Source organism: Spirosoma liriopis (genome assembly GCF_023196085.1).
GTDB lineage: Bacteria > Bacteroidota > Bacteroidia > Cytophagales > Spirosomataceae > Spirosoma > Spirosoma oryzicola.
This window is the reverse complement of record NZ_JALPRF010000001.1, coordinates 1,573,347-1,599,796: the sequence shown is the minus strand read 5'-3', so window position 1 is coordinate 1,599,796 and position 26,450 is coordinate 1,573,347. Positions and strand designations below refer to the sequence as shown.

Annotated in this window: 25 protein-coding genes; 18 read left to right on the top strand and 7 right to left on the bottom strand. The window is 49.6% G+C overall.

Annotated elements, in window-relative coordinates; all coding sequences use genetic code 11:
• The first annotated feature begins 76 nt into the window (after window positions 1–76).
• Window positions 77–1,324 carry an ornithine--oxo-acid transaminase gene (gene rocD / locus M0L20_RS06670; protein WP_248476221.1) on the top strand — a complete coding sequence of 416 codons (1,248 nt, stop codon included), beginning with the start codon at window positions 77–79 and terminating at the stop codon, window positions 1,322–1,324.
• Between the two features lie 61 nt (window positions 1,325–1,385).
• Here the strand turns inward: rocD and M0L20_RS06665 are convergent, their stop codons facing one another.
• The 5 genes from M0L20_RS06665 to M0L20_RS06645 all read right to left on the bottom strand — a co-directional run bounded on the left by M0L20_RS06665 (window position 1,386) and on the right by M0L20_RS06645 (window position 5,813).
• Window positions 1,386–2,462 (bottom strand): hypothetical protein, encoded by a 1,077-nt coding sequence (locus tag M0L20_RS06665; RefSeq protein ID WP_248476220.1) that lies wholly within the window; start codon window positions 2,460–2,462, stop codon window positions 1,386–1,388.
• A gap of 236 nt (window positions 2,463–2,698) precedes the next feature.
• Window positions 2,699–3,724 carry a WD40/YVTN/BNR-like repeat-containing protein gene (locus M0L20_RS06660; protein ID WP_248476219.1) on the bottom strand — a complete coding sequence of 342 codons (1,026 nt, stop codon included), beginning with the start codon at window positions 3,722–3,724 and terminating at the stop codon, window positions 2,699–2,701.
• A 78-nt stretch (window positions 3,725–3,802) separates the two neighbouring features.
• Window positions 3,803–4,312: a hypothetical protein gene (locus M0L20_RS06655; protein ID WP_232560076.1), complete on the bottom strand. Its 510-nt coding sequence runs from the start codon at window positions 4,310–4,312 to the stop codon at window positions 3,803–3,805.
• Window positions 4,313–4,323: 11 nt separating this feature from the next.
• A complete protein-coding gene (locus tag M0L20_RS06650) occupies window positions 4,324–4,761 on the bottom strand; it encodes a hypothetical protein (RefSeq protein ID WP_248476218.1) in 438 nt (145 codons plus the stop codon).
• A gap of 254 nt (window positions 4,762–5,015) precedes the next feature.
• Window positions 5,016–5,813, bottom strand: coding sequence for a Rossmann-like and DUF2520 domain-containing protein (locus M0L20_RS06645; protein ID WP_248476217.1), 798 nt, complete (start codon window positions 5,811–5,813; stop codon window positions 5,016–5,018).
• Between the two features lie 383 nt (window positions 5,814–6,196).
• On the opposite strand from M0L20_RS06645, the gene M0L20_RS06640 reads away from it, so the two are divergent.
• Both M0L20_RS06640 and M0L20_RS06635 read left to right on the top strand, forming a co-directional pair.
• On the top strand, window positions 6,197–7,711 hold the full coding sequence (locus M0L20_RS06640) for a cellulose synthase family protein (RefSeq protein ID WP_248476216.1): 1,515 nt from the start codon (window positions 6,197–6,199) through the stop codon (window positions 7,709–7,711).
• 183 nt (window positions 7,712–7,894) lie between these two features.
• Window positions 7,895–8,794, top strand: a complete 900-nt coding sequence (locus M0L20_RS06635; RefSeq protein WP_248476215.1) for an SAM hydrolase/SAM-dependent halogenase family protein — start codon at window positions 7,895–7,897, stop codon at window positions 8,792–8,794.
• A gap of 7 nt (window positions 8,795–8,801) precedes the next feature.
• Here M0L20_RS06635 and M0L20_RS06630 read toward each other — a convergent pair whose 3' ends face one another.
• On the bottom strand, window positions 8,802–9,911 hold the full coding sequence (locus M0L20_RS06630; protein WP_248476214.1) for a hypothetical protein: 1,110 nt from the start codon (window positions 9,909–9,911) through the stop codon (window positions 8,802–8,804).
• Window positions 9,912–9,977: 66 nt separating this feature from the next.
• Window positions 9,978–12,095 carry a S9 family peptidase gene (locus M0L20_RS06625; protein ID WP_248476213.1) on the bottom strand — a complete coding sequence of 706 codons (2,118 nt, stop codon included), beginning with the start codon at window positions 12,093–12,095 and terminating at the stop codon, window positions 9,978–9,980.
• Window positions 12,096–12,216: 121 nt separating this feature from the next.
• On the opposite strand from M0L20_RS06625, the gene M0L20_RS06620 reads away from it, so the two are divergent.
• The 15 genes from M0L20_RS06620 to mscL all read left to right on the top strand — a co-directional run bounded on the left by M0L20_RS06620 (window position 12,217) and on the right by mscL (window position 26,375).
• Window positions 12,217–12,909: a DUF3431 domain-containing protein gene (locus tag M0L20_RS06620; RefSeq protein WP_248476212.1), complete on the top strand. Its 693-nt coding sequence runs from the start codon at window positions 12,217–12,219 to the stop codon at window positions 12,907–12,909.
• 135 nt (window positions 12,910–13,044) lie between these two features.
• Window positions 13,045–14,538, top strand: coding sequence for a M20/M25/M40 family metallo-hydrolase (locus M0L20_RS06615; protein ID WP_248476211.1), 1,494 nt, complete (start codon window positions 13,045–13,047; stop codon window positions 14,536–14,538).
• 125 nt (window positions 14,539–14,663) lie between these two features.
• Entirely contained in the window at window positions 14,664–15,062 is a 399-nt protein-coding gene (locus tag M0L20_RS06610; RefSeq protein WP_232560067.1) for an FtsL-like putative cell division protein, read from the top strand.
• Window positions 15,052–17,163: a penicillin-binding protein gene (locus tag M0L20_RS06605; protein ID WP_248476210.1), complete on the top strand. Its 2,112-nt coding sequence runs from the start codon at window positions 15,052–15,054 to the stop codon at window positions 17,161–17,163. Before M0L20_RS06610 ends, M0L20_RS06605 begins: the two co-directional genes overlap by 11 nt.
• 96 nt (window positions 17,164–17,259) lie before the next feature.
• Entirely contained in the window at window positions 17,260–18,738 is a 1,479-nt protein-coding gene (locus tag M0L20_RS06600; RefSeq protein WP_248476621.1) for a UDP-N-acetylmuramoyl-L-alanyl-D-glutamate--2,6-diaminopimelate ligase, read from the top strand.
• 125 nt (window positions 18,739–18,863) lie between these two features.
• Complete coding sequence (gene mraY / locus M0L20_RS06595; RefSeq protein WP_232560064.1) at window positions 18,864–20,072, top strand: phospho-N-acetylmuramoyl-pentapeptide-transferase; 1,209 nt, start codon at window positions 18,864–18,866, stop codon at window positions 20,070–20,072.
• Window positions 20,073–20,198: 126 nt separating this feature from the next.
• Window positions 20,199–20,642 carry a 50S ribosomal protein L13 gene (gene rplM / locus M0L20_RS06590; RefSeq protein ID WP_232560063.1) on the top strand — a complete coding sequence of 148 codons (444 nt, stop codon included), beginning with the start codon at window positions 20,199–20,201 and terminating at the stop codon, window positions 20,640–20,642.
• A 6-nt stretch (window positions 20,643–20,648) separates the two neighbouring features.
• Complete coding sequence (rpsI, locus tag M0L20_RS06585) at window positions 20,649–21,035, top strand: 30S ribosomal protein S9 (protein WP_232560062.1); 387 nt, start codon at window positions 20,649–20,651, stop codon at window positions 21,033–21,035.
• A 156-nt stretch (window positions 21,036–21,191) separates the two neighbouring features.
• On the top strand, window positions 21,192–22,025 hold the full coding sequence (gene rpsB, locus M0L20_RS06580; RefSeq protein WP_232560061.1) for a 30S ribosomal protein S2: 834 nt from the start codon (window positions 21,192–21,194) through the stop codon (window positions 22,023–22,025).
• A 168-nt stretch (window positions 22,026–22,193) separates the two neighbouring features.
• Entirely contained in the window at window positions 22,194–23,027 is an 834-nt protein-coding gene (gene tsf, locus M0L20_RS06575) for a translation elongation factor Ts (RefSeq protein ID WP_232560060.1), read from the top strand.
• Between the two features lie 246 nt (window positions 23,028–23,273).
• Window positions 23,274–23,882 carry an RNA polymerase sigma factor gene (locus tag M0L20_RS06570; protein ID WP_232560059.1) on the top strand — a complete coding sequence of 203 codons (609 nt, stop codon included), beginning with the start codon at window positions 23,274–23,276 and terminating at the stop codon, window positions 23,880–23,882.
• Between the two features lie 15 nt (window positions 23,883–23,897).
• Entirely contained in the window at window positions 23,898–24,071 is a 174-nt protein-coding gene (locus tag M0L20_RS06565) for a hypothetical protein (RefSeq protein WP_232560058.1), read from the top strand.
• A gap of 33 nt (window positions 24,072–24,104) precedes the next feature.
• The gene (locus M0L20_RS06560; protein ID WP_248476209.1) at window positions 24,105–24,932 is read left to right on the top strand and encodes a mechanosensitive ion channel family protein; all 828 of its coding nucleotides are present in this window, start codon (window positions 24,105–24,107) and stop codon (window positions 24,930–24,932) included.
• Between the two features lie 49 nt (window positions 24,933–24,981).
• Complete coding sequence (locus tag M0L20_RS06555) at window positions 24,982–25,977, top strand: DUF3078 domain-containing protein (RefSeq protein ID WP_248476208.1); 996 nt, start codon at window positions 24,982–24,984, stop codon at window positions 25,975–25,977.
• 65 nt (window positions 25,978–26,042) lie between these two features.
• Window positions 26,043–26,375: a large conductance mechanosensitive channel protein MscL gene (mscL, locus tag M0L20_RS06550; protein ID WP_232560055.1), complete on the top strand. Its 333-nt coding sequence runs from the start codon at window positions 26,043–26,045 to the stop codon at window positions 26,373–26,375.
• Window positions 26,376–26,450 lie beyond the last annotated feature (75 nt).

Here is a 26,450-nt window from a genome sequence, read left to right as displayed (position 1 = left end):
GGGCAGGTACTGGTTTGTATCCGCCCGTTGTAATCTCCTCACAAACGTACTCACTTTTAACGTCTCACTGCCAGCTATGGATACGACAATGCCAATCTCTGCCACCGACCAGGCTATGCAACTGGAATGGAACTACGGCGCTCACAATTATCACCCGATCCCGGCTGTATTGACGCGGGGCGAAGGAATCTTTGTCTGGGATGTGGAGGATAAACGTTATTTCGATTTTCTGTCGGCTTATAGTGCCGTGAGTCAGGGTCACTGTCATCCGCGAATTATCAGCGCCATGATTCGGCAAGCTCAGCGGCTGACGCTTACGTCACGGGCTTTTTACAACGATAAAACCGGCCTGTGCGAAAAGTACCTTTGTGATTATTTTGGGTACGACAAAGCACTGCTGATGAATTCCGGAGCCGAAGGCGGAGAAACGGCCCTTAAACTAACGCGCAAATGGGCGTACAAAGTGAAAGGCATTCCGCAGAATGAAGCAAAAACTGTTTATGCTGCCGGTAATTTCTGGGGCCGTACATTAGCGGCTATCTCCTCCTCGACGGATGCGAGTAGTACCAACGACTTTGGGCCGCTCTTACCCGGCTACATCATTATTCCCTACAATGACCTGAACGCATTAGAAGAAACCTTCAAGCGCGATCCGAACATTGCGGGTTTTATGGTCGAACCCATTCAGGGCGAAGCGGGCGTGGTTGTTCCGCACGAAGGCTACTTGCGTGGTGTTCGTAAATTATGCACGAAATACAATGTTCTGTTCATTGCCGATGAGGTTCAAACGGGTATCGGTCGTACGGGTAAACGCGTGGCCTGCGATCACGAAGAAGTGAAGCCGGATGTACTCGTGCTGGGCAAAGCACTTTCGGGCGGAACGATGCCCGTTTCGGCGGTACTGACATCTGATGAAGTGATGCTGACCATTAAGCCGGGCGAACACGGTAGCACCTACGGGGGCAATCCGCTGGCCTGTGTCGTAACAATGGAAGCACTTCAGGTGGTGGAAGACGAAAAACTAGCTGAAAACGCGCAGGCGATGGGCGAAGTTTTTCGCGCCCGAATGACGGCACTGAGCCACAAAACAGATTTGGTGAAGTCGGTTCGTGGTAAGGGATTACTCAACGCGATTGTCATTACCGAACGGCCTGATCTGGGCGCTGAAACAGCCTGGGAGATCTGTCTAAAGCTAAAAGACAACGGTTTGCTGACCAAGCCGACGCACGGTGATAAGATCCGGTTCGCGCCACCGTTAGTTATCAATGAGGACCAGATGCACGAAGCCTGCGATATTATCGAGAAGACAATGCTCGCATTTTAAACAAGAAGGACTTGCCACTGGCAAGTCCTTCTTGTTTGTAGTGGGTGGTAGCTGGTGGTTCTTATTCAGCTTTACTGCCACTGTATAAAACCCGGTCTGGTCCCGGCTGGCCGTTTTTGAATGTAGCCACCAAACGGCCTCCGTCGGCGAAGTAGTACGTGCCTTTGCCGTGCGGAACATTTTTCTGGAACCAGCCCGCATATTTATCGCCATTTGGGTAAAAATAAACCCCGTAGTCGGAGCGGAGGTTGTCCCGGAAGTTGCCTTTGTATTTTACTTTCCCATCGGCGTAGTATTCTACCCCTTCGCCGTGTTTGTCGCCTTCTTCAAACTCGCCGGCGTACCGTTCGCGGGTCGGATACACGAATGTGCCTTTTCCGTCTTCGCAGTCGCCCGAAACGCATCCTACCGTCGCGCGGGTGGGGGTGCTAGGTACAACGACCGGGCGGGAGGCAACCGACGGATTGCTATTTGTCGCGATGGGTTTAGGAGCCATAGCCGTTGGCGCCTTGACCAACACCCGGCTTTTGGGGTACATCGCTTCTGCTTCCAGCCATCCTTTCCGGATCGCTTCGATGCGAGTGGGTTTAGCCGGGTGCGTCGATGTGGCGTGTTCATCACCGAGTGCCCGTACTGCTACGGTTGCTTCATCGAGCGATGCGCCTAGTTGGTGCAGTACAAAACCCGAAAATTTGTCGGCCTCGATTTCCTTTTGGGGTTGGCCACCCCGTCCGTCAATGGTGTGACCCTGTAGGTGATGACCGATTTCGTGCGCCATGATACTGATAGCCGACCAGTCGGTCTCGGTTTCCTCCTCAATACCCTGCATAAAAGCGGCATCGTAGATAATAAACCGTTGGCCTTTAACGACTGTCGCAAAACAGTTGTCCGTATTGGCGCACTCCATAACCTTGAAATTGCGCATCAGGCCAATAGGCTTCAGAATACGGTCCACGACGCGTTCGGCGTGGCCGGTAGACGGAGCATTGCCATTTGAGCAAATAACCTGAGGACCAACGTTGCCACCGGTGTATTTACAGATGAATGTATCCTGAGCCGGTTTCTGGGCCATCAGAGTACCTGATAAGGCCGCACTTAGCAAGATAGTGGGTAAAGATAAAGCCGCTTTCACAGGCATAAACGAGGAGAATTGATCGTCCGTACGGCTGAATAACGAACAGATACAGACTCCTATTTTAAAGAGGAATGTAAATTATACGGTACAAGTTATTTCCTTACCTTATCAACTTATGACCGCGTGATTGGAGCCGTAGAATATGACGAAAAGACCTGTCGGAGCGACTCGTGGTGTCTGGTTTGAGAACCAGACACCACGAGTCGCTCCGACAGGTTGACGGAAACGGCTAAAATGAATTACTTGAACCGTTGCACGGCTATCTTACCCTTAGCGCCCACGGCGTAGCAGGTCCCTTTAGCGCAGGCAAGCGAGTGAAAACCGTCGTTATCTAATTTCTGCCAGGTTTGCCCTTGGTCAGCCGATAAGCTTGTGCCCGAAGGACCAACCGCGAGCAGACGGTCGCCGGGTATTAGGGCGACGGCCTCTTTGAGACCCGGTGGGTTGGTCGGTGCCAGGAGTTGCCAGGATTGTCCTCCGTCGCGGGTGATAGCCGCATTGGGTCCTGGCTGCTGTTCCTGTTTATAGTTACCGCCAACTACGACTCCGGCCTTCTCGCTGAAAAAACGTGCGCCGAACAAACCCGTAGCTTCTCCCGCTGGAAGGGGTGTATTCGTAACAGTCCATGTCTGACCTCGATCTTTGGAGTGAAAAACGCGACCATTTGTTCCGCCCCCCGATACGATCCAGGCATCGCGCTTGCCCTGAACAATAAGGCTGGTTCCACTAGCGGCAAAGGCGGCCTCGTTGGGTTGCATTGGGGGCAGGTTACCGGCGGGGACCTGTTTCCAGGTTTGTCCACCGTCGTCGGTCGTCAGGATAAACCATTTGCCATCGATAGGATCACTAAGCACAATGCCATGCTGCTTGTCCCAAAAGTCGATACCGTCGAAAAAAACGCCTTGTTGCTGCGTCTGGTACAGCAGCGACCAGGTTTGGCCACCGTTGGTCGTTTTATAGATCCGGGCCTGGCCTTTCTCGGCAGGGCCAGCGCTCATCAGGTAAGCAGTTTGCTCGTCAACGGCCTGCACATCGCGAAAGTCACAGGCTTGTGCGTCGGGAACGGTACCGGTTTGCCAGGTTTTTCCGCCGTCTGTGGTACGAACAAAGGTTCCTTTGGTTCCGCCGATCCAGGCAATGTCAGGACTGGCTACACTCACCGCCCGGAAACTGGCATCCGTTTGTACCAATTGGGGTTGCCACTGAGCAAATGTCGAAAACGCGACCGTGAAGTAGGCTAAACAAGAAAGAATGGTTTGCTTCATGGATATAAAATTGACGACAAAATGGCACATCGTAAAGACATAGACCATTTTGTCGTCAATTAATATAATGGCGAAAAGCTAGGGTGTTCGTCCGGGCGATACGGGAGTCGTCTGTTCCGTAGCAGCTTTAAGCCGGGTAATTTCCTGTTCCAGGCTATTTGTTTTGAAGTAATAATACAGACCGAGAATGAGAAAAATCTTTGATAGAACAAAGACCGCGATGAAAGCAGGCCGCCAGTATTTGTGCACCCGGATATGGGTATCGTCTACTTCTACGTCGATGTAGTTCGGTTTGGCGGGCTCTTCCTCGACGGGTCTGCGTTTGAAACGGGTATAGTCTTCCTGCTCGCGCTTTTTTAGCTCGGTTTTATTGATCTGCTCAAAAATGGCCGTTCTGAGAGCTGGCGGGGGAGGTACAGCGTTACTCATAAAATGCTGCTCCATCTCTGTTTCCAATTCTTCTAACTGAGATAAAATGTCCGGATCAGTAGTCAACAAGCGTTCTACCTCCTGTTTCTCATCGTCAGAAGCTAAGCCTAACAGATAGGACTCCAGAATGCCATCCGTTAAATATTGATAGTTCTTCAATGTGAGTACAGTTATGATGTACGAAGATACTTAAAATAATTACGAATAGACTTCATTACATCTGCATAAGGCATTTGTAAACGTTCAGCTACCGTCCTCAATGGGTATCCCTGGCGGAACGACAGATCAAAAACAAGGCTTGCTGCGTTGTCATCCTTGCTTTGTGGTGGTTCGGAAAGAGGAGCGGAAGAGGTTGCCCTCAAGTTGGCTTCCAGTGCTTTCGAGCGGGCGAGCCGAACAATGTTGCAGCCCGGACTCGTGGGTGCTTTAATACATTGCTCAAGTTGTTGTGACGCAAACAAATCGACCATAACCTGCTGGGCAAGCTCAGGCTGCGGAATTATTTGCAGGATAACACCGTAAGCCATCGCACCGTACTTCTCGTACAACGCAAGCCGCTCGGTACTTTTAGAAACTGACGTTTCCTCTAATCGCTTTAACGAACCCATACCGATTAATAAATAAAATAGAACCCTGTAAAGTTCACCTATAGTAAAATTAATTAAGAATAATCCGTTGGTATATAAACTATTAGCTTACCAACTTTTGATTGATATGCACGAAGCAAGGATAGAAGAATGAGAGATCGTTGAATAGTAGTGTAAAATTATAGAATTGATTTATTTGATACAAGTAGTTGATATAGTCCTGTTTCTGTAAATTAATGAGTTTCCATGGCTTAGAATGAGTAGACTAGCAATGATTAGCTATACTGTTGCTTAATACTTTGGGTCATTAGCTGGTAGATTTCAGCTAGTTGGGGATGCATTGCTAACCACGACAAATGACTTTCAATCGTTGTCAGATCCCCTCGGCGGGCGGGCCCGGTCTGTACCGTAGCTGGGTTTTCAACGGCCAGCCCTTTTCGAATGGTTTCGCGAATGATAGGCTGTAGTAAATCAAATTCCAGTCCGTTGGTCGTCGTCAGATCGTGGGCGATAGCCAGTAAGTGATTCGTGAAGTTGCAGGCAAATACAGCGGCAACGTGCAGGGCTCTACGTTCGGCAGATGTGATAATGTACACAATGTCGCTTAGCTCCTGCCCTAATCGGACCAGCACATCTTCCGTTTCTTTATCTGTTGCTTCAATGCAGAGGGGCACTCCTCTGAAGTCCATAAACGGCTGGCCTTTGGTGAAGGTTTGTAAGCCGTAAAAGACGCCAGTTTGTACGGGGATGTCGCTGTAGATGGTCATCCAGTTTTCCAGCACGCTAAGGGATTGGTTGCCCGATGTGTGAACAAGAATGGCCTTTTCGGGCAAAACCAAGCGGGAACAAACCGTTTCGAGCGCGTCGTCGGGGACGGCCAGAATAAATAGTTGAGAGGGGCTATCGGCGAAGTTGAGGTCGGAATGCGTCTGCGCGTCGTAGAGATTGCTGATTAGTTGTCGGCTGTGCTGAAGTTGCCGACTGTAAACCTCGTTGATGTGATGGCCCGCATTTTCGAGAGCCGGAGCGAGATGCCACGCTAGATTACCTGCGCCAATAAAGGATATTTCCATAGGCCAAGTATAGAACATTTTACTTGAAATTTCCATCATGGCTTCGATGGTAAATGAGCCGAGCAACTTGTAACAATCAGCCGAGTAAACACAAGGTAGTCTGTACGGTCAGCCCGACTGCTTTTCGGTACCGGTAGAGGATACAATTCGCCTACGCTCAAAATTGGCAACAAAAGCGGAAAGCGCTTGTTCTCTTCGATGCTGATTGATCGGAATTTCCTGTGAATGCGCCGTCAATGAACGGTAACGCAGGTTTGATGAGCAGTAAGGTATTCCGTGGATTTTACCGGATCGAAAACCTAATTGCTTAAACACCCCGTTACCCCAGATACTAAAAGTAGCGTGCAAATTTAACGTTAGAACGATTTTGTCTTTTCACCAACATGGAAATTACCGTCCTGCTTTTGTATGGACTGGCTTTAATGCTGTTATTCCTGTATAACTGCGGCCAGCTAAGTCTAATCATCATTTATTTACGTTCTGAGCGAAAGCGTCGGGCAGCGGTTCTGTCGGCCAGCAGTTCGGATACACTGCCACGCGTTACGATTCAGTTGCCGGTTTACAACGAACTCTACGTGATCGAGCGATTGATTGACGCGGTAGTGCAATTGAATTATCCCAAAGACAAACTCGATATTCAGGTACTGGATGATTCGACCGATGAGACCGTTCAGATCATTTCGGCTAAGGTAAATGAGTACCAGAGCCAGGGATTTGATATCGAACACGTCCGGCGTCCGGTGCGTAAGGGCTTCAAAGCGGGAGCGCTGGCATACGGACTAGAGTTTGCGAAAGGCGAGTTCATCGCGATCTTCGACGCGGACTTTGTGCCCGATCCTGATTTTTTGCTGAAAACAGTACCGCATTTCAGCGATCCTAAAGTAGCGATCGTCCAAACTCGCTGGGAGCATCTGAACGAAGACTTTTCGCTTATGACCCAGTTACAGGCGTTTGGGCTGAATGCTCACTTTACCATTGAACAAAGCGGACGATACGCGGCTGGTTTTCTGGCTAACTTCAATGGAACGGGGGGCGTCTGGCGGAAAGTAGCCATCGCCGATGCGGGTGGCTGGCAAAGCGATACCCTAACCGAAGATCTGGACTTAAGCTACCGGGCTCAGTTGCGCGGCTGGAAATTTGTTTACCGCGAAGACGTAGGCTCTCCAGCTGAGTTACCCGTAGCGATGAATGCGCTAAAATCGCAGCAGTACCGCTGGATGAAGGGAGCCGCTGAGTGCGCCCGTAAGCTTTTCGTCAAAGTATTGAGGTCACCGAATACGTCCTTCGCGATGAAACTTCACGCGTTTTTTCACCTGTTTAGCAGTGCAACATTTATACTCGTGCTATTACTCGGCGTTATGAGCGTGCCGCTTATTTACATACGCCATCGCCACCCGGAATGGGAGTACATATTTCGTATAATCAATCTGTTCCAAGGCAACTTGTTGATTTTGATCACGTTCTACGGAATACCATTCTGGTTGTTGGGACAAAAAAACAAAGCGAAGCTGGCCTGGTATTTCCCCATGTACTCGTCGTTGATGATGGGCTTGTCGTTGCACAATACAATCGCCGTTATCGAAGGCTACATTGGTCGTAAGACACCGTTTGTTCGAACCCCAAAATTCAACGTGACAACGGCAAAGGACAGTTGGGATGCGAACAAGTACGTCAGTCGAAAACTCAGCTGGCTGACGCTGGCCGAGGGTGGACTTGCTCTGTATTTCGTCGGCGGTCTGGTTCTTGCCTTTTACGTCAACGATTTTCGCATGTTTTTTCTGCACATTATGTTGATGGTCGGCTTTGGCATGGTGTTCATTTATTCGCTCGTTCATGCGGGGCGTCGCTCGGCCAGCGTTTCGGTACCCGTCGCTCGTCCGGTGGCAATAGGTGCATAATTTTTCTTCGTATTCGAATACTCATTTTCCCGTCAGTGACTTAGGTTGCTGGCGGGTTTGTTTTTATGCTGACTAGACGCTCGGGAAAATAAGGCCGATAGGACTTTATTAAGTAAGGTCATCGCGTTAAACAGAAAGATGTCAGTACTGTATATTTGTTTTCTTATTGTATGACTACCCACCATGAAAACACTGTACAAATTCTTAGTTCTGCTTCTTCTGGGTTACCGGCAACTAGCGTTTGCCCAAAATGGTATTGTTGTTTTTCAGTCTGATTTTGGCCTGAAAGACGGCGCGGTGTCGGCAATGAAGGGCGTCGCTATGGGTGTGTCACCGAACTTAAAACTCTTTGATCTGACCCACGAGATTCCGGCTTATGACATTTGGGAAGCGGCTTATCGACTGTACCAGACTGTTCCGTACTACCCGGCGGGAACGGTGTTTGTCTCGGTCTGCGATCCCGGCGTTGGCACCGACCGCCATTCGGTTGTTCTACTGACGAAAACAGGCCATTACATCGTCACGCCCGACAACGGAACACTAACCTTGATCGCGGACAAACTGGGCATTCAGGAGGTTCGGGAGATCGACGAGGCTGTCAACCGGCTTACGAATTCAAACGAATCCTACACGTTTCATGGGCGCGACGTGTACGCTTACACGGCGGCTCGGCTGGCCTCCCGCACCATTACCTTTCAGCAAGTAGGAAATACCGTTCGTCGCACCGTAGTGAGCTTACCGTACCAAAAAGCCGACTACGCAAACGGCGTACTACAAGGCAATATTCCGATTTTGGATGTTCAGTACGGCAATGTCTGGACCAACATACCAAAAGCTATGCTGGAAAAACTGGGCGTTAAATCGGGCGATAGCGTACGTGTCAAGATTCTGCACCAGAACAAGACAATCTACGACAAAGCGGTTCGGATGGTCAACACGTTCGGCGAAGCGGCTGTTGGTGACGACGTCGCGTATATTAACAGCCTGCTCAATTTTTCGGTAGCTGTCAACCAGGGGAATTTTTCGGATAAGTACAAAGTGTTCAGCGGAGCCGACTGGACAATCGTGCTTAGTAAGCAATGAAAACAGCTTACTGAATCTGATAGGATCTCAGCCACACTTTCAGAATAGCCGGATCGGAAAGGTCTTTCACGTCCTTTTTCGCTTCTTTAACGCTTTTCTTTAGATCGCGTATGCTGTTGTTGAAACTCATCTCCAGGCCAACGAGCGACCGAACTACCGCGAACGGTTTTCCCAGCGTTGACGCTAATTGACTTTGCAGATCAAACAGCTCACTACTTAGCTCGTCGGCCTGTTGTTTCAGAATCTTGTTGTAGTAGCGCAACTGTTCGTCGGCCAGCGATTCGAGGTGCTGCTGATCGATCCGGTTGAATTCGAGTTGCAGGCGAAGAAGCGCCAAGAGATCACTTTTTTCGTATGCTTCGGTCACCCGTTGCATGATCTCGGTTTTCCGGATTTTTTCGGATTCGTCGGGTTCGCGGTCAGGGTGGAAGGCTTTCACCAGATCCATGTAAAGCGTCCGCACGGCCTTGGTGATGTTACGTGCGTCAAGCTGCTTTTTAGCTTCGCGCTCCTGCTGCTTCGCCGACTTTGGTCTTTTAGCCCGCTTGTCTGCCTTATCCTGCTGACGTTGCTGGTCAGCGCCCTGACGCGCTTGCAACTGTTCGTCCAGATAAGCCATGAATTTCTCTCTGGTGCTGACATCAACCTGATCGTCGAAGGTAATGCCATACAACGAGCTAACCATTTCTTTCATCGCTTCCGAAACCTGTTGGTCGGCCTCTGCATCGGTGGTGTCAAATCCGTCGGGGTCATACTTGTCGAAAATCGGCTTGAGATCGTCCATGCCGTGTTCGCTGATCAGATCATACGCTAGATTGACGATCAGGTCGGCCAGTTTTTTCTTTTCATTCTTGGTCGCTTCGGGACGTTCGTAAGCGCGGTCGAAAACTCGCACAAGGGTTGCTTTATGTCCATTGTACTCCCGCAACAGCGGTTCGTATTCGGTGTAGATACGTTGCTGGATGGTCGTTGCCTGCGCGCGAAATTGGCTCAGCTCGTCTTCCAGCTCACCTATTTTCGCCGTCAGCCGGTTAAATTCTTTCTGATTTTTCGATAAAGACGGGTTGTCTTTGCTAAGCGTCGGAATACGAACGACCTGGGGCTGGTTTGATGACATATAACGGGAAACGCCCTCTGAAACGGAAAAATTCGTTTGCAGAGGGCGTTCGATTAAAGAACGGGCTTATTGTTTTTCGCCAACCAGATTGAGCATAAAGGCAAACTCCAGAGCAATTTCTTTCAATGCCTGGAATCGTCCCGATGCGCCACCGTGCCCCGCTTCCATGTTGGTGTGCAACAGCAATTGATTGTTATCCGTTTTCAACGTTCTGAGTTTCGCGACCCACTTAGCGGGTTCCCAGTATTGCACCTGCGAATCGTGCAGACCCGTGGTTACGAGTAGGTTCGGGTACGCTTTTTTCTCGACGTTATCGTAAGGCGAATACGACAGCATGTAATCGTAATAAACCGGCTGTTTCGGATTGCCCCATTCCTCAAACTCGCCTGTGGTCAGCGGAATATTTTCGTCGAGCATCGTGGTCACAACATCGACAAACGGTACCGCTGCCACAACGCCCCGGTACAGTTGTGGAGCCTGATTAATTACGGCACCCATCAGTAAACCACCCGCGCTGCCACCCATGGCAAACAGCTTATCGGCGCTGGTGTACTTGTTTTTGATGAGGTATTCCGATACGTCTACGAAGTCGTTGAAAGTGTTTTTCTTTTTGAGCATCTTCCCATCTTCGTACCACCGACGGCCCATTTCCTGCCCACCCCGGATGTGCGCAATGGCGTAGATAAAGCCCCGGTCGAGCAGACTCAACCGCGTAGAGCTGAATCCGGGATCGGTCGAGTAACCATAAGATCCGTACGAATATTGAAGCAGCGGAGCCGAACCGTCTTTCTTTGTGCCTTTACGGTATACCAGCGAAACTGGCACTTGCGCACCATCGCGGGCGGTGACGTAGAACCGTTCCGATACGTAATTATTTTTGTCAAAGCCACCCAGCACTTCCTGTTGTTTGAGCAACGTTTTGTCGTGGGTGTCCATGTTGTAATCAAAAGTCGAGTTGGGCGTTGTCAGCGATGCGTAGCTGTACCGCAACACGTTGGTGTTGAAATCAGGGTTGTAGCCGATGCCCGCTACGTAGGCCGGTTCGCCAAAGTCGAGATACTCGTCGGTTTTCGTCTTCTGATTGATTACCCGAATGTTGGTCAAGCCCGCTTTACGTTCGCCCAATACGAGGTGATTGGCAAACACGTCAATGTCGGCCAGATACACGTCCGGGCGATGAGGAATCACTTCTTTCCAGGCGGTACGGTCGGTGGTCTTGCCTTCGGGTACTTCCATCAGGCGGAAGTTTTCGGCTTTCCAGTTCGTACGAACGTAGAACTTATCTTTGTAATGAACAATCTCGTACTCGTGGCCTTTTTCGCGGGGCAGAAACGATTTGAACGTACCCGTTGGATTGCTGGCTTCGAGTAGCCGGTATTCCGTTGATACACCGTTATGGTCCGAGCCAATCGTGATGTATTTCTTCGACTTCGACCGGCCCAGTCCCATGTAAAACTGGTTGTCTTCTTCCTCGTACACCAGCACATCGGTCTTTGGATCGGTGCCTAACACGTGGCGGTATACCTGGTAGCCGAGTAAAGTTTGCGGATCTTTCTTGATGTAAAAAAGCGTCTTGTTATCCGTAGCCCAGGCAAAACTTCCCGCTTCCGTGTCCGCAATGGTTTCGGGATAAACCTGACCCGTTTTCAGGTTCTTGATGCGCAGCGTGTACAACCGACGACTAACAGTATCTTCGGCAAAAATGGCCAGCTCGTCATTGTCCGATACCTCATAGCCACCAAGCTGATAATAGTTGTGGCCTTTCGCCAGGGCATTGCCGTCGAACATAATTTCTTCGGCACCTTCCAGCGAGCCTTTTTTGCGGCAGTAGATTGGGTATTCGCCCCCGGTTATGTAGCGCGTGTAATAATAGTAGAGTCCTTCTTTGTATGGAACCGATTCGTCCTGTTGCTTGATCCGGCCCTTCATTTCCTCGAAGAGCTTGTCCTGTAAGCCTTTGACCGGAGCGAGTACCTGTTCGAGGTAGGCATTTTCGGCGTTGAGGTATTTGATGACCTCCGGGTTTTCGCGCTCGTTGAGGTAGTAATAATTATCAGTCCGCTTGTGACCGTTGGTAATCAGTTCTTTCGGTTTGATAGCGGCTTTGGGAGCCGTAAGGGGTTGTGCTTGCGTCATGCTGTACAGCGTGAGTGTGGTTATAAACGTAAAACACGTTCGTTTCATAGTTCGTTTCTGGAGCTGGCTTGTAAAAATAAAGGTTTACAGACTGACCGTCGAGAAAATAAAGGATTAACGGCGCCAACCCAGTTTCTTTGCCGTAATTCTGCAAACGCTATTGGACTCTGTGCTACCACTCGAACTTGTTGTTGCCCGCTATACCGAAAACCTGAACTGGCTCCGTAATCTGCCTGCGCAGCTTCGCATGACTGTTTACGACAAAAGCGCGGATCATTCGGCGGGAGCGGGGGCTATTCCACTTCCTAACATTGGGCGGGAAGCGCATACGTACTTGCATCACATTGTCAGCCGCTACGATTCGCTGGCCCAATGGACCGTATTCTGTCAGGGAAAGCCGTTTGACCATGCGTACGACTTCAAAAAAACGATGCGATCCTTTTCCGAACAGCCTGATACCATTGGCGATCCGGTTCAAATGCCGTTTCGCTGGTTAGGGCACTTAATCGATACGGACGACAACCGGGGGGAGCGGCTCTTTCAACCGTGGAGTAAAAACGAAGACGGACGCGGTCTTGATCTGCGCGGCTTTCACCGGGCTTTGTTTGATACCAATGGACCAGACCTGTACACCTTTGTGCTCGGTGCGCAGTTCGCTATTCACCGGGAAGCTATTGTACGGCACCCCTTGTCTTTTTACGAACGCGCGCTGGCCGTTTCGATCACGTTTCCCGATGCGGCTCACTGCTTCGAGCGGAGTTGGGATCGCGTCTTTGGTCTGACGGGTATTGATCCGGTTTGGTTAGCTGGTCGGCAAACGGTTTACCTGAAACCGATGAAGCACCAAACGCCCGAACAATAATAAATGACGCACCTGTCACCGTAAAAATAGTTTAGGTCTTAAAACGAACGCTTTTAGTAGATAGGGTGTCTACCTTTTTAGGCCCATAATCAGCGACCTTTTTTGTATATTTAGCGAAGAATTAAACACGCCTTTATGCACCGAACTCTTTACGTATCTTCTTTTCGGTTCGTCTTCTTTTGTTTCGGTACCGCCGGTTTGCTGGCCGCTTTTACGTTCAACTCAATTTCGCTCGAAAAAGCCTTTCTCAGGATCAATGAGGAGGTTATGCAACATAGCCGGGCTTTCGAAACACTCTCCGACGCAACGAAGCAGGTAGGACACCGGCTGACGGGTAGCCCAAACGGAACCCGCGCCGAAACCTACGCCTTTGATCTGTTGTCGTCGTATGGGTTCAAAGACGTTCAGTACGAGCCTTTTGAGGTGGAAGCCTGGACGCGCGACACGGTTACGCTGTCGGTTGTGCCCAATCGCAGTGATAATTTTCGTGAACTACAGGTAGTATCGCTGGCTCATTCGCCGGTGGATGCGCACGTAAAAGGCGAAATCATCGATGTCGGCAACGGACTCGAGGGCGATTTTGCGGCTTTGAAAGATAAGCTGAAAGGTAAAGTGGCGCTTGTCAACATTGGTTTGGCGGCACCAACGAAAGGCGCTCGAAATCTGCATCGTTCTGAGAAAACGGCCCTGGCCATTCAATACGGTGCTGCGGGTGTCATCATGGTCAACCTCGTACCGGGCAATGTACTGCTGACGGGTACAGCATCGGTTACGGGCAAGCTAATCCCCATTCCGTCGGTGTGTATCTCCTACGAAAGCGGGCAGGCATTGCGGGCGTGGATGCAGGAAGAAATGAGTCCTTTGCACGCGATAATCGATATGGCGAATACGAGCCGGAAAATTCGGGCGCGTAACGTGATTGCTACCTTGAAAGGCTCGAAGTACCCCGATGAGAAAATCATCGTCGGTGGGCATCTGGATTCCTGGGATCTGGCAACCGGGGCGATTGACAACGGGATCGGTTCGTTTGCCGTTATGGATATCGCCCGGACGTTCAAGGCATTGAAACTAAAACCGAAGCGGACAATTGAGTTTGTCCTGTTTATGGGCGAGGAGCAGGGCTTGCTTGGTTCGCGGGCGATGGTTGAAAATCTGAAAAAGAAAGGACAACTCGATAAGGTTCGCTACATGTTGAACCTGGACATGACCAACGACCCAACGGGATTGAATGCCTTCGGCCGCTCCGATATCGTTCCGTTTTTGAGCACCGTCGGTGAAACCATGAAACGGGCAGAACCGGCGTTTGCCAACCAGATGCAAAATCAGGCCGGGCTGCATTCCGATCATCAGCCCTTTATGCTCGAAGGCGTTCCCGTGGTTGGCATGAACGGTCATCTTTCCCGCGAGGTGCTGGATTGCTATCACGCCAACTGCGACCGGATCGACCTCGTCAATGCCGATCAGCTAAAAAATACGGTTCGCTATTCGACCATGCTCCTGTTTGCGCTTGCCGATGCCGACGACATTCCGACCCGTCGCCAGACCGATACGCAAACGCGTGATTATCTGGTAACACAAGGCTTACGGACGCCTTTGCAGATCGCCAACGAGTGGCGCTGGAAAGAATAAAGTAAGCTGGTTAGGATTGCTGGAAACGATGGCTCTTTCTCAAGAGGGGGCCATCGTTTCTTATTGATAGGCTATCAGCGGCCGGACGTTTTTTGTTACTTTGTGCACAGGAATCCCGACCTATCATGGCTAAAAATACATTTCGTCAACCCGAGCAGGGGGCTAAGCAGAAAAAGCAACGGCGCAGGCTCTGGATTGCCTCGTGGCTGAATGACTTTATTGGACTGGACCGGCTGTTCGGTGAAGACAATGCCTGGCCTATTCGGCACATCGACCGCATTCTGTGGGTTACATTTCTGCTCGTTATTTACATTGGATTAAACCACAATGCCGAACGGCTGGTGCGTCGGATTCAGCGGACCAAAACGCAGGTCGATGAACTCCGGTCGCAGTATACCGTTTTGCAGGCTGATTTTATGAAAAGTGGCAAACAGTCTGAGCTTAGCAAACGCATGGCCGCGCTAGGATTGACGGATAGCCAGAACCCACCCCACAAAGTAGTTGTCAAAAGCGATGAACATTAAACAGGACATCATTCAGCGGGCTAATCACGTCTTCTACATCGTTATCGTCCTGGCGATGAGTGTCGTGTTTCGGCTTGTGTACGTGCAGTATTTTCAAACGTTCAAAGGGAAATTCTGGCGTGATCGCGTAGCGGCAACGCTTATCCAGCGCGATACCATCCGGGCTATGCGCGGCAATATTTACGCCACTGATGGCAGTTTGCTGGCCACGTCATTACCAAGCTACGTGGTTGGCCTTGATCCGACGATGGCCAAGCCCGATTATTTCGAGAAAAAGAAAGATTCATTGGGTCTGCTGCTTTCCCGCATCTATGGCGACCGTTCGGCCAGGGATTATACGGATCTGGTCAGCGATGCCCGCGCTCGTAAACGCCGGTATGTACTGCTGAATCGTCGGCGCGTTACGTTTCAGGAACGGCAATACATGCTAAAGTGGCCATTCTTCCGCTCAACGCCGAAAGTGGCGGCTCGGGGCGGGGTGTTGCGGCCCTATTACGATCGGTATCACCCGTTCGGGCGTATGGCAGAGCGGACAATCGGCAATCTCGACGCTCGAACCGGGCGCGGTCTGATGGGACTGGAAGCTAGTTTTCAACCGGCGCTGGCGGGTAAAAACGCCGTTGGGCTGGTCGAGGTGCTATCGGGGGGCGTTCGCAAACCCGTTGACGATGGACCAGAGATGAAGCCCGAACCCGGTATGGATCTGTATACCACGATCGATGTCAACTACCAGGATATGGCCGAAACGGCTCTGCACTCGGCACTTGAGAAATACAACGCGGCCAAAGGAAGCGTCATCGTGATGGAGGTAGCCACGGGTGAAATTCGGGCGATGGCCAATCTGACAAAACAAGGGAATCGATACGTCGAGAACTTCAACCATGCCCTAGCAGGACGTACCGATCCAGGTTCTACGTTTAAGTTAGCCACGATGATGGCCCTGATGGAAGAGAAAGCCATTTCGCTTAACCAACTGGTGGCTACGGGAAATGGGTCAGCGCGCTACAACGGTCTTAACATTCACGATGCTTCACGACACGGAAAAGGAACGATTACGGCCCGCGAGGTTTTCGAAAAATCGTCGAATGTCGGCACGCACCTGCTTATGAAAAGCTATTTCTACAGCCGGGCCGACCGCTACTGCGAATACCTGCGTCGCTTTCATCTGGACAAGCCAACGGGCATTCACATGAAAGGCGAAGCCAATCCAATTGTTCGTAACCCCGATATGAAGGGCTGGAGTAAGGTGTCACTCACCTCCATGTCGTACGGATACGAAATGCAGATTACGCCCTTGCAAATGCTGGCCTTCTACAACGCCGTGGCTAACGGCGGTAAATGGGTAAGACCAATGATTGTCAAGCAGGTTAAACTGGCCGATGAAGTTATCGAGGATAACGCGCCTTATGTATTGCCGGAGCCAATCTGCTCCCCACAAACCGCCCGCAAAGCGCAGGAACTATTACGGGGCGTTGTGGAGCACGGGACTGCCAAACACATCAATAATCCTAATTACGCGATTGCGGGTAAAACGGGTACAGCTCAAAAAATTATCAACGGTCGGTACCAGGTCGGAAAATATTACACGTCATTCATCGGCTATTTCCCGGCTGATAAACCCAAATACAGCATGATCACGGTTGTCGATACACCGCAGGGCGACAACATTGACTTGCTTTACGCGGGTGCTGTGGCCGCTCCTGTTTTTAAAGAGGTAGCCGACCGGATTGTTGCCTACGATATTCGGATGCATGCCCCGATTCGCGCGAAGGCGTCGCAACCACGTTCAACAACCGGATTGCTGGCCGGATACGCCGATGACCTGCATACCATAGACGGAACGCTGAACATCAAGAACGAACCCGCTACGGAAGGCTGGGTAGAGGTGACGAAGAATGGTCGCTGGAAATCGCGTCCAACCCGGCCCGGCCAGGTTCCTGATGTACGCGGGCTAACCTTGCGTGATGCTGTGTATCTGCTGGAAAATCGCGGCTTCAGAGTCGTTATCGAAGGACACGGAAAGGTTAAAGAGCAATCCATTACACCCGGAGCAGGGTCTGACGAAGTAAGTTCAAAAGTGATTACGCTGAAAATGGGCTAAAATCGCGTCGCTGACGAATTTCTGAAAATTAGGTAGAACGAGTCTCAATCCGTTTTTTTGCAATCGCAAGACGGGTATGAGACTCGTTCCATCTATATGCAGCTTAAAGACCTTTTCTATAAAGTATCCCTGCTGGCGACTTCGGGCAGTATGGAAACCGAGATTACCGGTATCACCATGGACTCCCGCAAGGTTGGTCCGGGTAGTCTGTTCGTGGCCGTGCGCGGAACCGTTACCGACGGCCACAATTTTATCGCAACCGCCGTTCGTCAGGGAGCCGCAGCGATTTTGTGCGAAGAACTTCCGGAAGACATTAATCCGCAGGTTGCCTACGTAAAGGTGCTGGATTCCGCCCGGTCGATGGGATTGGTAGCCGCCAATTTCTATGATCAACCGTCGCGGAAACTCAAATTGGTGGGCGTAACAGGGACCAATGGTAAAACGTCTGTGGCTACCCTGCTATTCCGGCTCTTTCGTGGATTAGGCTACCGGTGTGGGCTGCTGTCGACGGTTCAGAACCAGATTGACGATCAGATCATTCCGGCCACGCATACTACCCCCGATGTGATCACCATCAACCAGTTGTTGACGCAGATGCTGGCCAACGGTTGCACGCATGTATTCATGGAGGTAAGCTCACATTCGGTCGTGCAGGAGCGCATTGCCGGCCTAACCTTTGCGGGTGGGATCTTTACGAACATTACCCACGATCACCTCGACTTTCACGGTACCTTCGACAATTATATTCGGGCCAAAAAAGGCTTTTTCGACCAGCTTCCTACCACGGCGTTTGCGCTGACCAATGTAGACGATAAGCGAGGACTGGTTATGCTCCAGAATACGGCTGCCCAAAAAGAAACCTACTCGTTACAGACGCTTGCCAGTTTCAAAGGTAAAATTCTGGCCGATAGCCTGTTTGGGCTAAACATGCTGGTCAACGACAAAGAGGTATGGTTTAAGCTCATTGGTCGATTTAATGCCTATAACCTGCTGAGTGTTTATGGTGCAGCGATCCTGTTAGGCGAAGATGCCGACGAAGTGCTTACGTTGTTATCGGGTATTACACCACCGCCGGGCCGTTTTGAGCAGGTTATTTCCGACGACAAAATTGTTGGTATCGTCGATTACGCTCACACGCCCGATGCCCTGCAAAATGTGCTGGAAACAATCAACGGACTGCGTCAGGCTAACGAACAGGGCTATTTACCGCAGGTGATAACCGTTGTGGGCTGTGGGGGCAATCGCGATGCCGCCAAGCGACCCGTTATGGCTGATATTGCCTGTCGGTTCAGCAACCGGGTTATTCTTACCTCCGACAATCCGCGCAATGAAGATCCGATGGCGATCTTGGAGCAAATGCAGGCTGGTGTTTCTCCTGTTGATGTCAAAAAAACGGTAACGATTGAAGATCGTCACGAAGCCATCCGGCGAGCTGTTTCATTGGCTGGCCCACACGACATTATTCTGGTAGCGGGCAAAGGCCACGAGACCTATCAGGAAATTAAGGGCGTTAAGTACGATTTTGATGACCGGGCCGTATTGCGGGAGACTTTCTCGGAACGCGGAAATCAGTAACTTTGGCGTGTAATCTAATTGTGACTAAGCGATTGAGCGATTGAGTGAATAGCTGACGCTTACTTTAATTCACTCAATCGCCCAATCGCTCATTCACCGCACCGGCGGCCCGGTCATCACACTTTATGCTTTATTACCTCTTTCATTTTCTTGACGAACGCTACAACTTCCCTGGCGCCGGGGTTTTCCAATATATTTCGTTCCGGGCACTCGGTGCTGTCATCACCTCGCTTCTGATTGCGGCTGTCTTTGGTCGTCGTATTATCGACATACTGCGAAATCTTCAGATCGGTGAATCCATTCGGGACCTTGGGCTGGAAGGACAAATGCAGAAGCGCGGAACCCCAACAATGGGTGGTTTCATCATTCTGGCGTCGTTGCTGATCCCCGCCCTGCTCTTTGCCAAGTTGTCAAACGTTTATATCGTACTTGCCTTGGTTTCAACCGTATGGACGGGACTGATCGGCTTTTTGGATGATTACATCAAAGTCTTTAAAAAGAATAAAGAAGGACTAGAAGGCAGATTTAAAGTGGTCGGGCAAATCGGATTAGGATTGATTGTCGGCCTGACGCTCTATTTCAACCAGTACGTTAAAATTCGTAAGTACGCTCCGCGTTTGCTGAATACATCCGCCGTCCCCGATGTATACACCGATATAAAGTCCACGCTGACAACAGTTCCGTTTGTTAAGAACATTGACTTCGATTACAGCTCGCTGTTGTTTGGCTTATTACCTGATAGTTACACCTGGATTGTCTATGTATTAGTGTGTATCTTTATCATTACGGCTGTCTCGAACGGTGCTAATATTACAGATGGGATTGATGGGTTGGCAGCTGGTACATCGGTTGTCATAGGAATAACCTTAGCGATATTGGCCTGGCTATCGAGCAACAAGATTGCATCGCAGTACTTAACGATCATGTTCATTCCTAATTCGGGTGAGCTAGTCGTTTTCTGCGCGGCTTTTGTGGGAGCCTGCGTGGGCTTTCTCTGGTACAATTCGTACCCGGCGCAGGTGTTTATGGGCGATACGGGAAGCCTAATGATCGGTGGTGTTATTGCCGTACTGTTTCTGGCGATCCGTAAAGAGCTAATGATTCCTCTCGTCTGCGGAATTTTCCTGATCGAAAATCTATCGGTCATCATACAGGTCAGCTATTTCAAATACACCAAGCGTAAGTACGGAGAGGGTAGACGCGTATTTCTCATGTCGCCCCTGCATCACCATTTTCAGAAGAAAGGGTACCACGAAGCCAAATTAGTAACCCGTTTCTGGATTGTCGGAATCATTCTGGCCGTACTGGCTTTGGCAACGCTGAAACTACGCTAAGAAGGAAAAATCGGCAGGACCTTGTTTTTCAGCAAGATAACGCCTATATTTGCACTCCCGTTTCGAAGCGGGAGTGCTTTTTATTTAAGCAACGTTTTAGAAATCAATTAATTAGTCTCCATAACAGTGAATACGCTCAGTTACAAAACCATCTCTGCCAACAAAGAAACGGCGCAAAAGGAGTGGATTGTGGTTGACGCTCAGGGCGAAGTGCTTGGTCGGTTGGCCAGTCAAATCGCACGTCTGATCCGCGGCAAACACAAAACCAACTTTACGCCACACGTTGACTGCGGGGATAACGTGATCGTCATCAATGCCGATAAGGTTCGCCTGACCGGCTCGAAGTTGACCGACAAAGTTTATGTCCGCCACACGGGTTATCCGGGTGGTCAACGGTTCGCTACGCCCCGGTTGTTGCTGGAAAAGCACCCCGAGCGCATCATCGAACACGCCGTAAAAGGCATGTTGCCGAAAAATCGGCTTGGTCGTCGGTTGTACACGAATCTGTACGTTTACGCTGGTGATCAACATCCGCACGAGGCTCAGCAACCTAAAGCAGTTAAATTCTAAGTCATAATGGATCGTATTAACACCATTGGCCGCCGTAAAACTGCCATCTCCCGCGTTTATCTGTCGGCGGGCAGCGGAGCCATCTCGGTAAACGGGAAAGATTACAAACAATATTTCCCTACCGAAGTACTGCAAATTATCTTGAACCAGCCTTTCTCAACCGTTAACGGTGTTGGTGGCTACGACGTAAAAGTAAACGTTCGTGGTGGTGGTGTATCGGGTCAGGCTGAAGCTACTCGCATGGCAATCGCTCGTGCGTTGGTTGAACTGAACGGTGACTTCCGTCCTGCCCTCAAGAAAGAAGGCTTCCTGACGCGTGACTCGCGCATGGTTGAGCGTAAGAAATACGGTCGCCGGAAAGCACGTCGTCGGTTCCAGTTCTCGAAACGCTAATATCAGTTTACGGTTGTTTCGGTTGTGGCTTTCACTTGTGTTGACAAGGAAAACGCAGGCCAAACCAACTGGAAACTTTATCTCGTCCAGACTGCCCTTAGATGATGCCGACGGGTGGTGCTGCGTACTTTTAAAAACTCATTTTTCTTAACGGAAATGGCACAAATCGAATATAAAGACCTCCTCGACGCTGGTGTGCACTTTGGCCACCTTACGCGTAAGTGGGACCCCCGGATGGCTCCGTACATCTTCATGGAGAAGAACGGCATCCATATCATTGACCTCAACAAAACAGTAGCCGCGCTGGAAGAGGCTTCGAACGCTATCAAAGGTATCGTTCGCTCGGGCCGGAAAGTGATGTTTGTGGCCACGAAGAAACAGGCGCAGGAGATCGTTTCGGAAGAAGCGCGTCGTCTGAAAATGCCTTACGTTACCGACCGCTGGCAGGGCGGTATGTTGACGAACTTCGCGACGATCCGCAAATCGCTGAAAAAAATGCAAACGCTGGACAAAATGCTGAAAGATGAGGAGACCATCAAAAGCATTGCCAAGCGGGAGCGTTTGACCCGGACCCGTGATAAAGAAAAACTGGAGCGTGTACTCGGTGGTATCGCCGATCTGACCCGTCTGCCAGCTGCTCTGTTCGTTGTTGACGTAAAACGCGAACACATCGCTGTTGCTGAAGCACACCGCCTGGGTATCCCTGTATTTGCTATGTGCGATACAAACTCGAATCCAGAAGCTGTTGACTTCGCTATTCCAGCTAATGATGATGCTTATAAGTCAATATCGCTGATTACGCTTGCTATCGGTAAGGCCATCGAAGAAGGTCTGATGGAGCGGAAGCAGGATAAAGACGATCAGCGCGTCCAGGAAGAAGAAGAAGCGAAACGTGCTGAAGATCTTGCTCAGGCTAAAGCCGAAGGCGAGTCACAGCCAGAAGCTACCTCTTCGCCAGCGGCTGTTGCTGAAGATGAGCAAGAAGCATAAAAACATTCAGGGTACAGATGGTGCTATCCAGCCTAACTGAATATTGAATGTCAAACGATAGCCCGTAGCCATCCGCTATGGGCTATTCTATAAAAATTAATTTCGATTTCATTTTCGGTTTATCATAGACTGAAAACGGAAAACAATTAAACTGAAAACTCCAAAACAATGGCAATTACCGCTGCTGACGTAAACAAACTTCGGCAAGAGACCGGAGCAGGTATGATGGACTGTAAAAAGGCCCTTACCGAAGCCGAAGGCGATTTTGAAAAAGCAAAAGAGATTCTGCGGAAGCAGGGTCAGAAAATAGCTGACAAACGGGCTGACAACGCAACGGCCGAAGGTGTTGTGTTGGCACACGTTAGCCCCGACGGAAAAAGTGGTAAAGTAATTGCACTGGCTTGCGAAACGGAGCCTGTTTCGAAAGTTGCTGATTTCCAGAATCTGGCAATGGCCGTAATTAGCACAGCAGTTGCAACAGATGCAACTGACAAAGCTACTTTGCTGGCTACACCTCAGGCTGACGGCCGTGCTCTTCAGGATCATATTACGGACCTGATGGGTAAAATTGGTGAGAAAATCGACGTTGCTTCGTTCGAAACCGTCACCGCTGATCAAGTCGTTTCTTACATTCACTCAAACGGTAAACTGGGCGTTCTGGTTGGCCTGACCAACACAAACGGTACGGACGTAGCCGAAGTGGGTAAGGACATCGCCATGCAGATTGCGGCCATGAAGCCGGTTGCTTTGGACAAAGACGGCGTTGATTCGACCATCGTTGAGCGTGAAATCGAGATCGGTAAAGAACAGGCTCGTCAAGAAGGCAAGCCTGAAGCCATGCTCGAAAAAATCGCACTGGGCAAGCTGAACAAGTTCTACAAAGAGAATACGTTGTTGAATCAGGAGTTCGTAAAAGACAACTCTTTGACGATCGCACAACTGCTCGACAAAACAAGCAAAGGTCTGACCGTATCGGCGTTCAAACGCGTAGCAATCGGTTAAGTTTTTAGCGATACTCATTTTACAAAAAGCCTGGCTCGGAGCCGGGCTTTTTGTTTTTCCAGAAAGTTGGCTACGGAAACGTCATCTAAATGCTTATAAATTAATTGGCGATTTCGTAGTAAAAAATCGAATAGTTAACGCCAGAAAGAGCCATTTTTATGAATTAATGTAAGTTCATTGTTAACTAAATAGTCAAAAACCGTTACTTTGTCTGCTTTGTGAGTTTCTAATAGCCCCACCGAACTAATGAAGCAATTGACGGACGAAGAATTGGTCCGGTTATATATTGAAACGCAGAAGAATACGTATTTCGAGCGTTTGTATGAGCGCTACTGTGATAAGGTCTACAGAAAATGCCTTTCGTTCACTAAAGATAGCCAGCAGGCCGAGGACCTTACGCACGATATTTTTCTAAAGCTTGTCATCAAAATAGGCAGCTTTAAGGAGCAATCAAGGTTTTCTACCTGGCTGTACTCAATCACCTATAACTACTGCACCGACCACGTACGAGCACCCCACCGACGCTCAGAAATCTACATGGACGAGGGTTGGGAACGTCTGGAAGTTGATAACAGCGACGATGGACTGGCGGAGTTGGCCGAACTGGAAGCGCAGCAGCTCAAAAAAGCTATGGAGCACCTGGACCCGACCGAGCAAAGCCTGTTGCTCATGAAATACCAGGATGATGTCAGCATCCGCGAACTTGCCGATATGCATGGTACTACAGAAAGCGCTATAAAAATGCGCTTAAAGCGAACGCGTGACAAACTTCGGAAGTACTATTTGGAAGGAGCCGTATTCTGGTTACTCCTGGCTATCAAAGCTGCTTTGTCTATTCGATGGCCCTTTAAATAAAAACTAATTATTGCGATGGAAACGCCTAACCCATTTCTGGAAATGGAACCGGACGCCGAATGTCCACCCCACTTAAAAGCCGAAATTTTTTCGGAAATAGACTTAATCCGAGATTTTGCTACTGTAACGGAGCTTTATGTTGGCCACCTGTTTGGCGTAGTATCTGTATTGGCTAACCCTGCTCAATAGCCCAATTGTATTAATAGTGAACACCGTACCTTTATGAAAGAACTCCCTAATATTACCGAAGTTTTACGCAATACATTTCAAACGCTTATTGATCAGTTCGTCGAGTTTGTGCCACGCATATTGGGGGCCATTGTCATTCTGTTAATTGGTATTGGCGTTGCACGTTTGATGGCATTTATCGTTCGGCGTGTGCTGGCTCAGGTTGGGTTCGACAAAATTGGTAGCCGACTGAACGAAATAAGCATTATCAAGCAACTCAACACCGAGATCAAGCTGAGCGAGATTATTGGAAAAGTACTTTACTACTTTGTCCTGCTGGTTTTTATCACGGCTGCTACCGAAACCTTGGGTGTGGCCGCTATCACGGATATGGTCTCGTCGCTGGTCAGCTTTATTCCAAAAGTGATTGCGGCAGCCATCATGCTACAAGTGGGTGTATTGGTGGCTGACACGTTGCGGGAAGCCGTGTTGAGCATGTGTCAATCGTTCAACATCTCGTCGGGGCGTCTGCTAAGTATGATAGTTTTTGTTTTCTTTCTCGTCATTACCGTTATCAGCGCGCTCGGTCAGGCAGGAATCAATACAGAATTGCTGGAGTCGAGTTTCAACCTCATCATCGGGGGCGTAATTTTTGCGTTTGCCGTCGGCTACGGAATTGCTTCACGGGACGTAATGTCAAACATCCTGTCTTCGTTCTATTCCAGAAGTAAATACAAGGAAGGACAAGTCATCCAAATCGACGGCGTAAAGGGAGAAATCATTAAAGTTGATGGGACTAGCCTGACGCTTCAGACCGGCGATACAACAACTGTTTTTCCAATGCAGGTCTTACAAACCAAAAAAGTAGAAATTTTCAATTAAAAGGCTTTTCTGCTGTGGCTTTGGTAAAGGTTGTCCGTCTATACGGAGTATGAAAAAATTACTGTATACCACCGTATGCTGGCTGAGCCTGGCCCATGCCTTTGGACAAGATTCTACCCGAATCACCACTAATTTTAAAGATACCGTCGCGGTGAAGCCCGACACCTCGTACTGGCAAAAATCGTTTAGTGGCGGTATCAACTTCAACCAGGCATCGTTTAGCAACTGGTCAGGGGGGGGCGTCAATTCCGTAGCGTTAGGAGCTGTTGTCGCAGCGCGTGCCTTCTACGAAAAAGAAAAAATGTCCTGGGACAACACCGCTGATCTTCAGTTGGGCTATGTCACGCAGGTCGGTACTACGCGCAAGGCTGCTGATCAGCTTATTTTGATTTCGGTACTGGGCCGCAAGATTGCTCCCAAATGGGATTTATTTGTCTCCGGAACGTTCAACACCTTTTTTGCCCCTGGTTACCGTTACGATAAGCTCCCCGCCGATCAGCCCCGGCTGAAGGTGTCGAATTTCTTTGCGCCCGCCCAGCTCACCTTTGGTGTAGGGGTGGCTTATCGGCCAAATGACTGGTTTTCGCTTCGGATGAGCCCCGTTGCTCCCCGCTTTACATTCGTATCCGACGACGCGGTACGGGTGCGCGAGTTATCGGATGGTACGTTTGTTGCCGATCCTACTCAAGTCGCTTATGGCGTTCAACCCGGTAGAAAGACGCGGACAGAGTGGCTGGCCTTTCAGTTACAAACAGTTATAAACCGAAACTTGACCCAGAACATAGCGCTGAACGCCCGGTATCAACTGTTTACCGTTTATGAGAATTTGAGGAATGTCAACCACCGGCTCGACCTCCTCCTGACCGCTAAAGTAAGTCGCTATCTAAACACAACCTTTGGCCTGATTGCTTTGTACAACAAAGATTTCAGTTCATCACTTCAAATACAGCAGACATTGGCCATTGGGTTAGTGTACAACATCAGTTCGTTTCGGCAGAAAAGAGATCCACTTAAATCGACCGATCCGTTACCGGGACGATTTTGATTTGAAATAAGGATTATATAGTTTGACAGCGTTAATGACTATTTCAGAACTAAAATAACCGTCTTATGCTGAGCGAGTTTCGAGCATTCATTGCGCAAGGGAATGTACTAGATCTGGCCGTTGGTATTATCATTGGCGCGGCTTTTGGAAAAATTACTACGTCATTAGTAGAGGATATAATCAATCCGATACTAGGTTTAGTCATTGGGGGTATTGACTTTAGCCAGATGAAGATAGTGTTGAAAGAAGCCGTTGGGACAACGCCTGAAGTGGCAATCCGTTACGGAAACTTCCTGAACGTAGCTATTCAGTTTCTGATCATCGCCTGGGTTGTTTTTCTAATCGTCAAGCTAGCTAACCGGGCCCGTCTTTCCAGTTCACTTGGCTCTAAACCGTAATTACAATCGAAAAATACAGGAAAAGCCCCGGTGCGTAACCGGGGCTTCTTCATTTATGCGTTATTTTGCTACTTG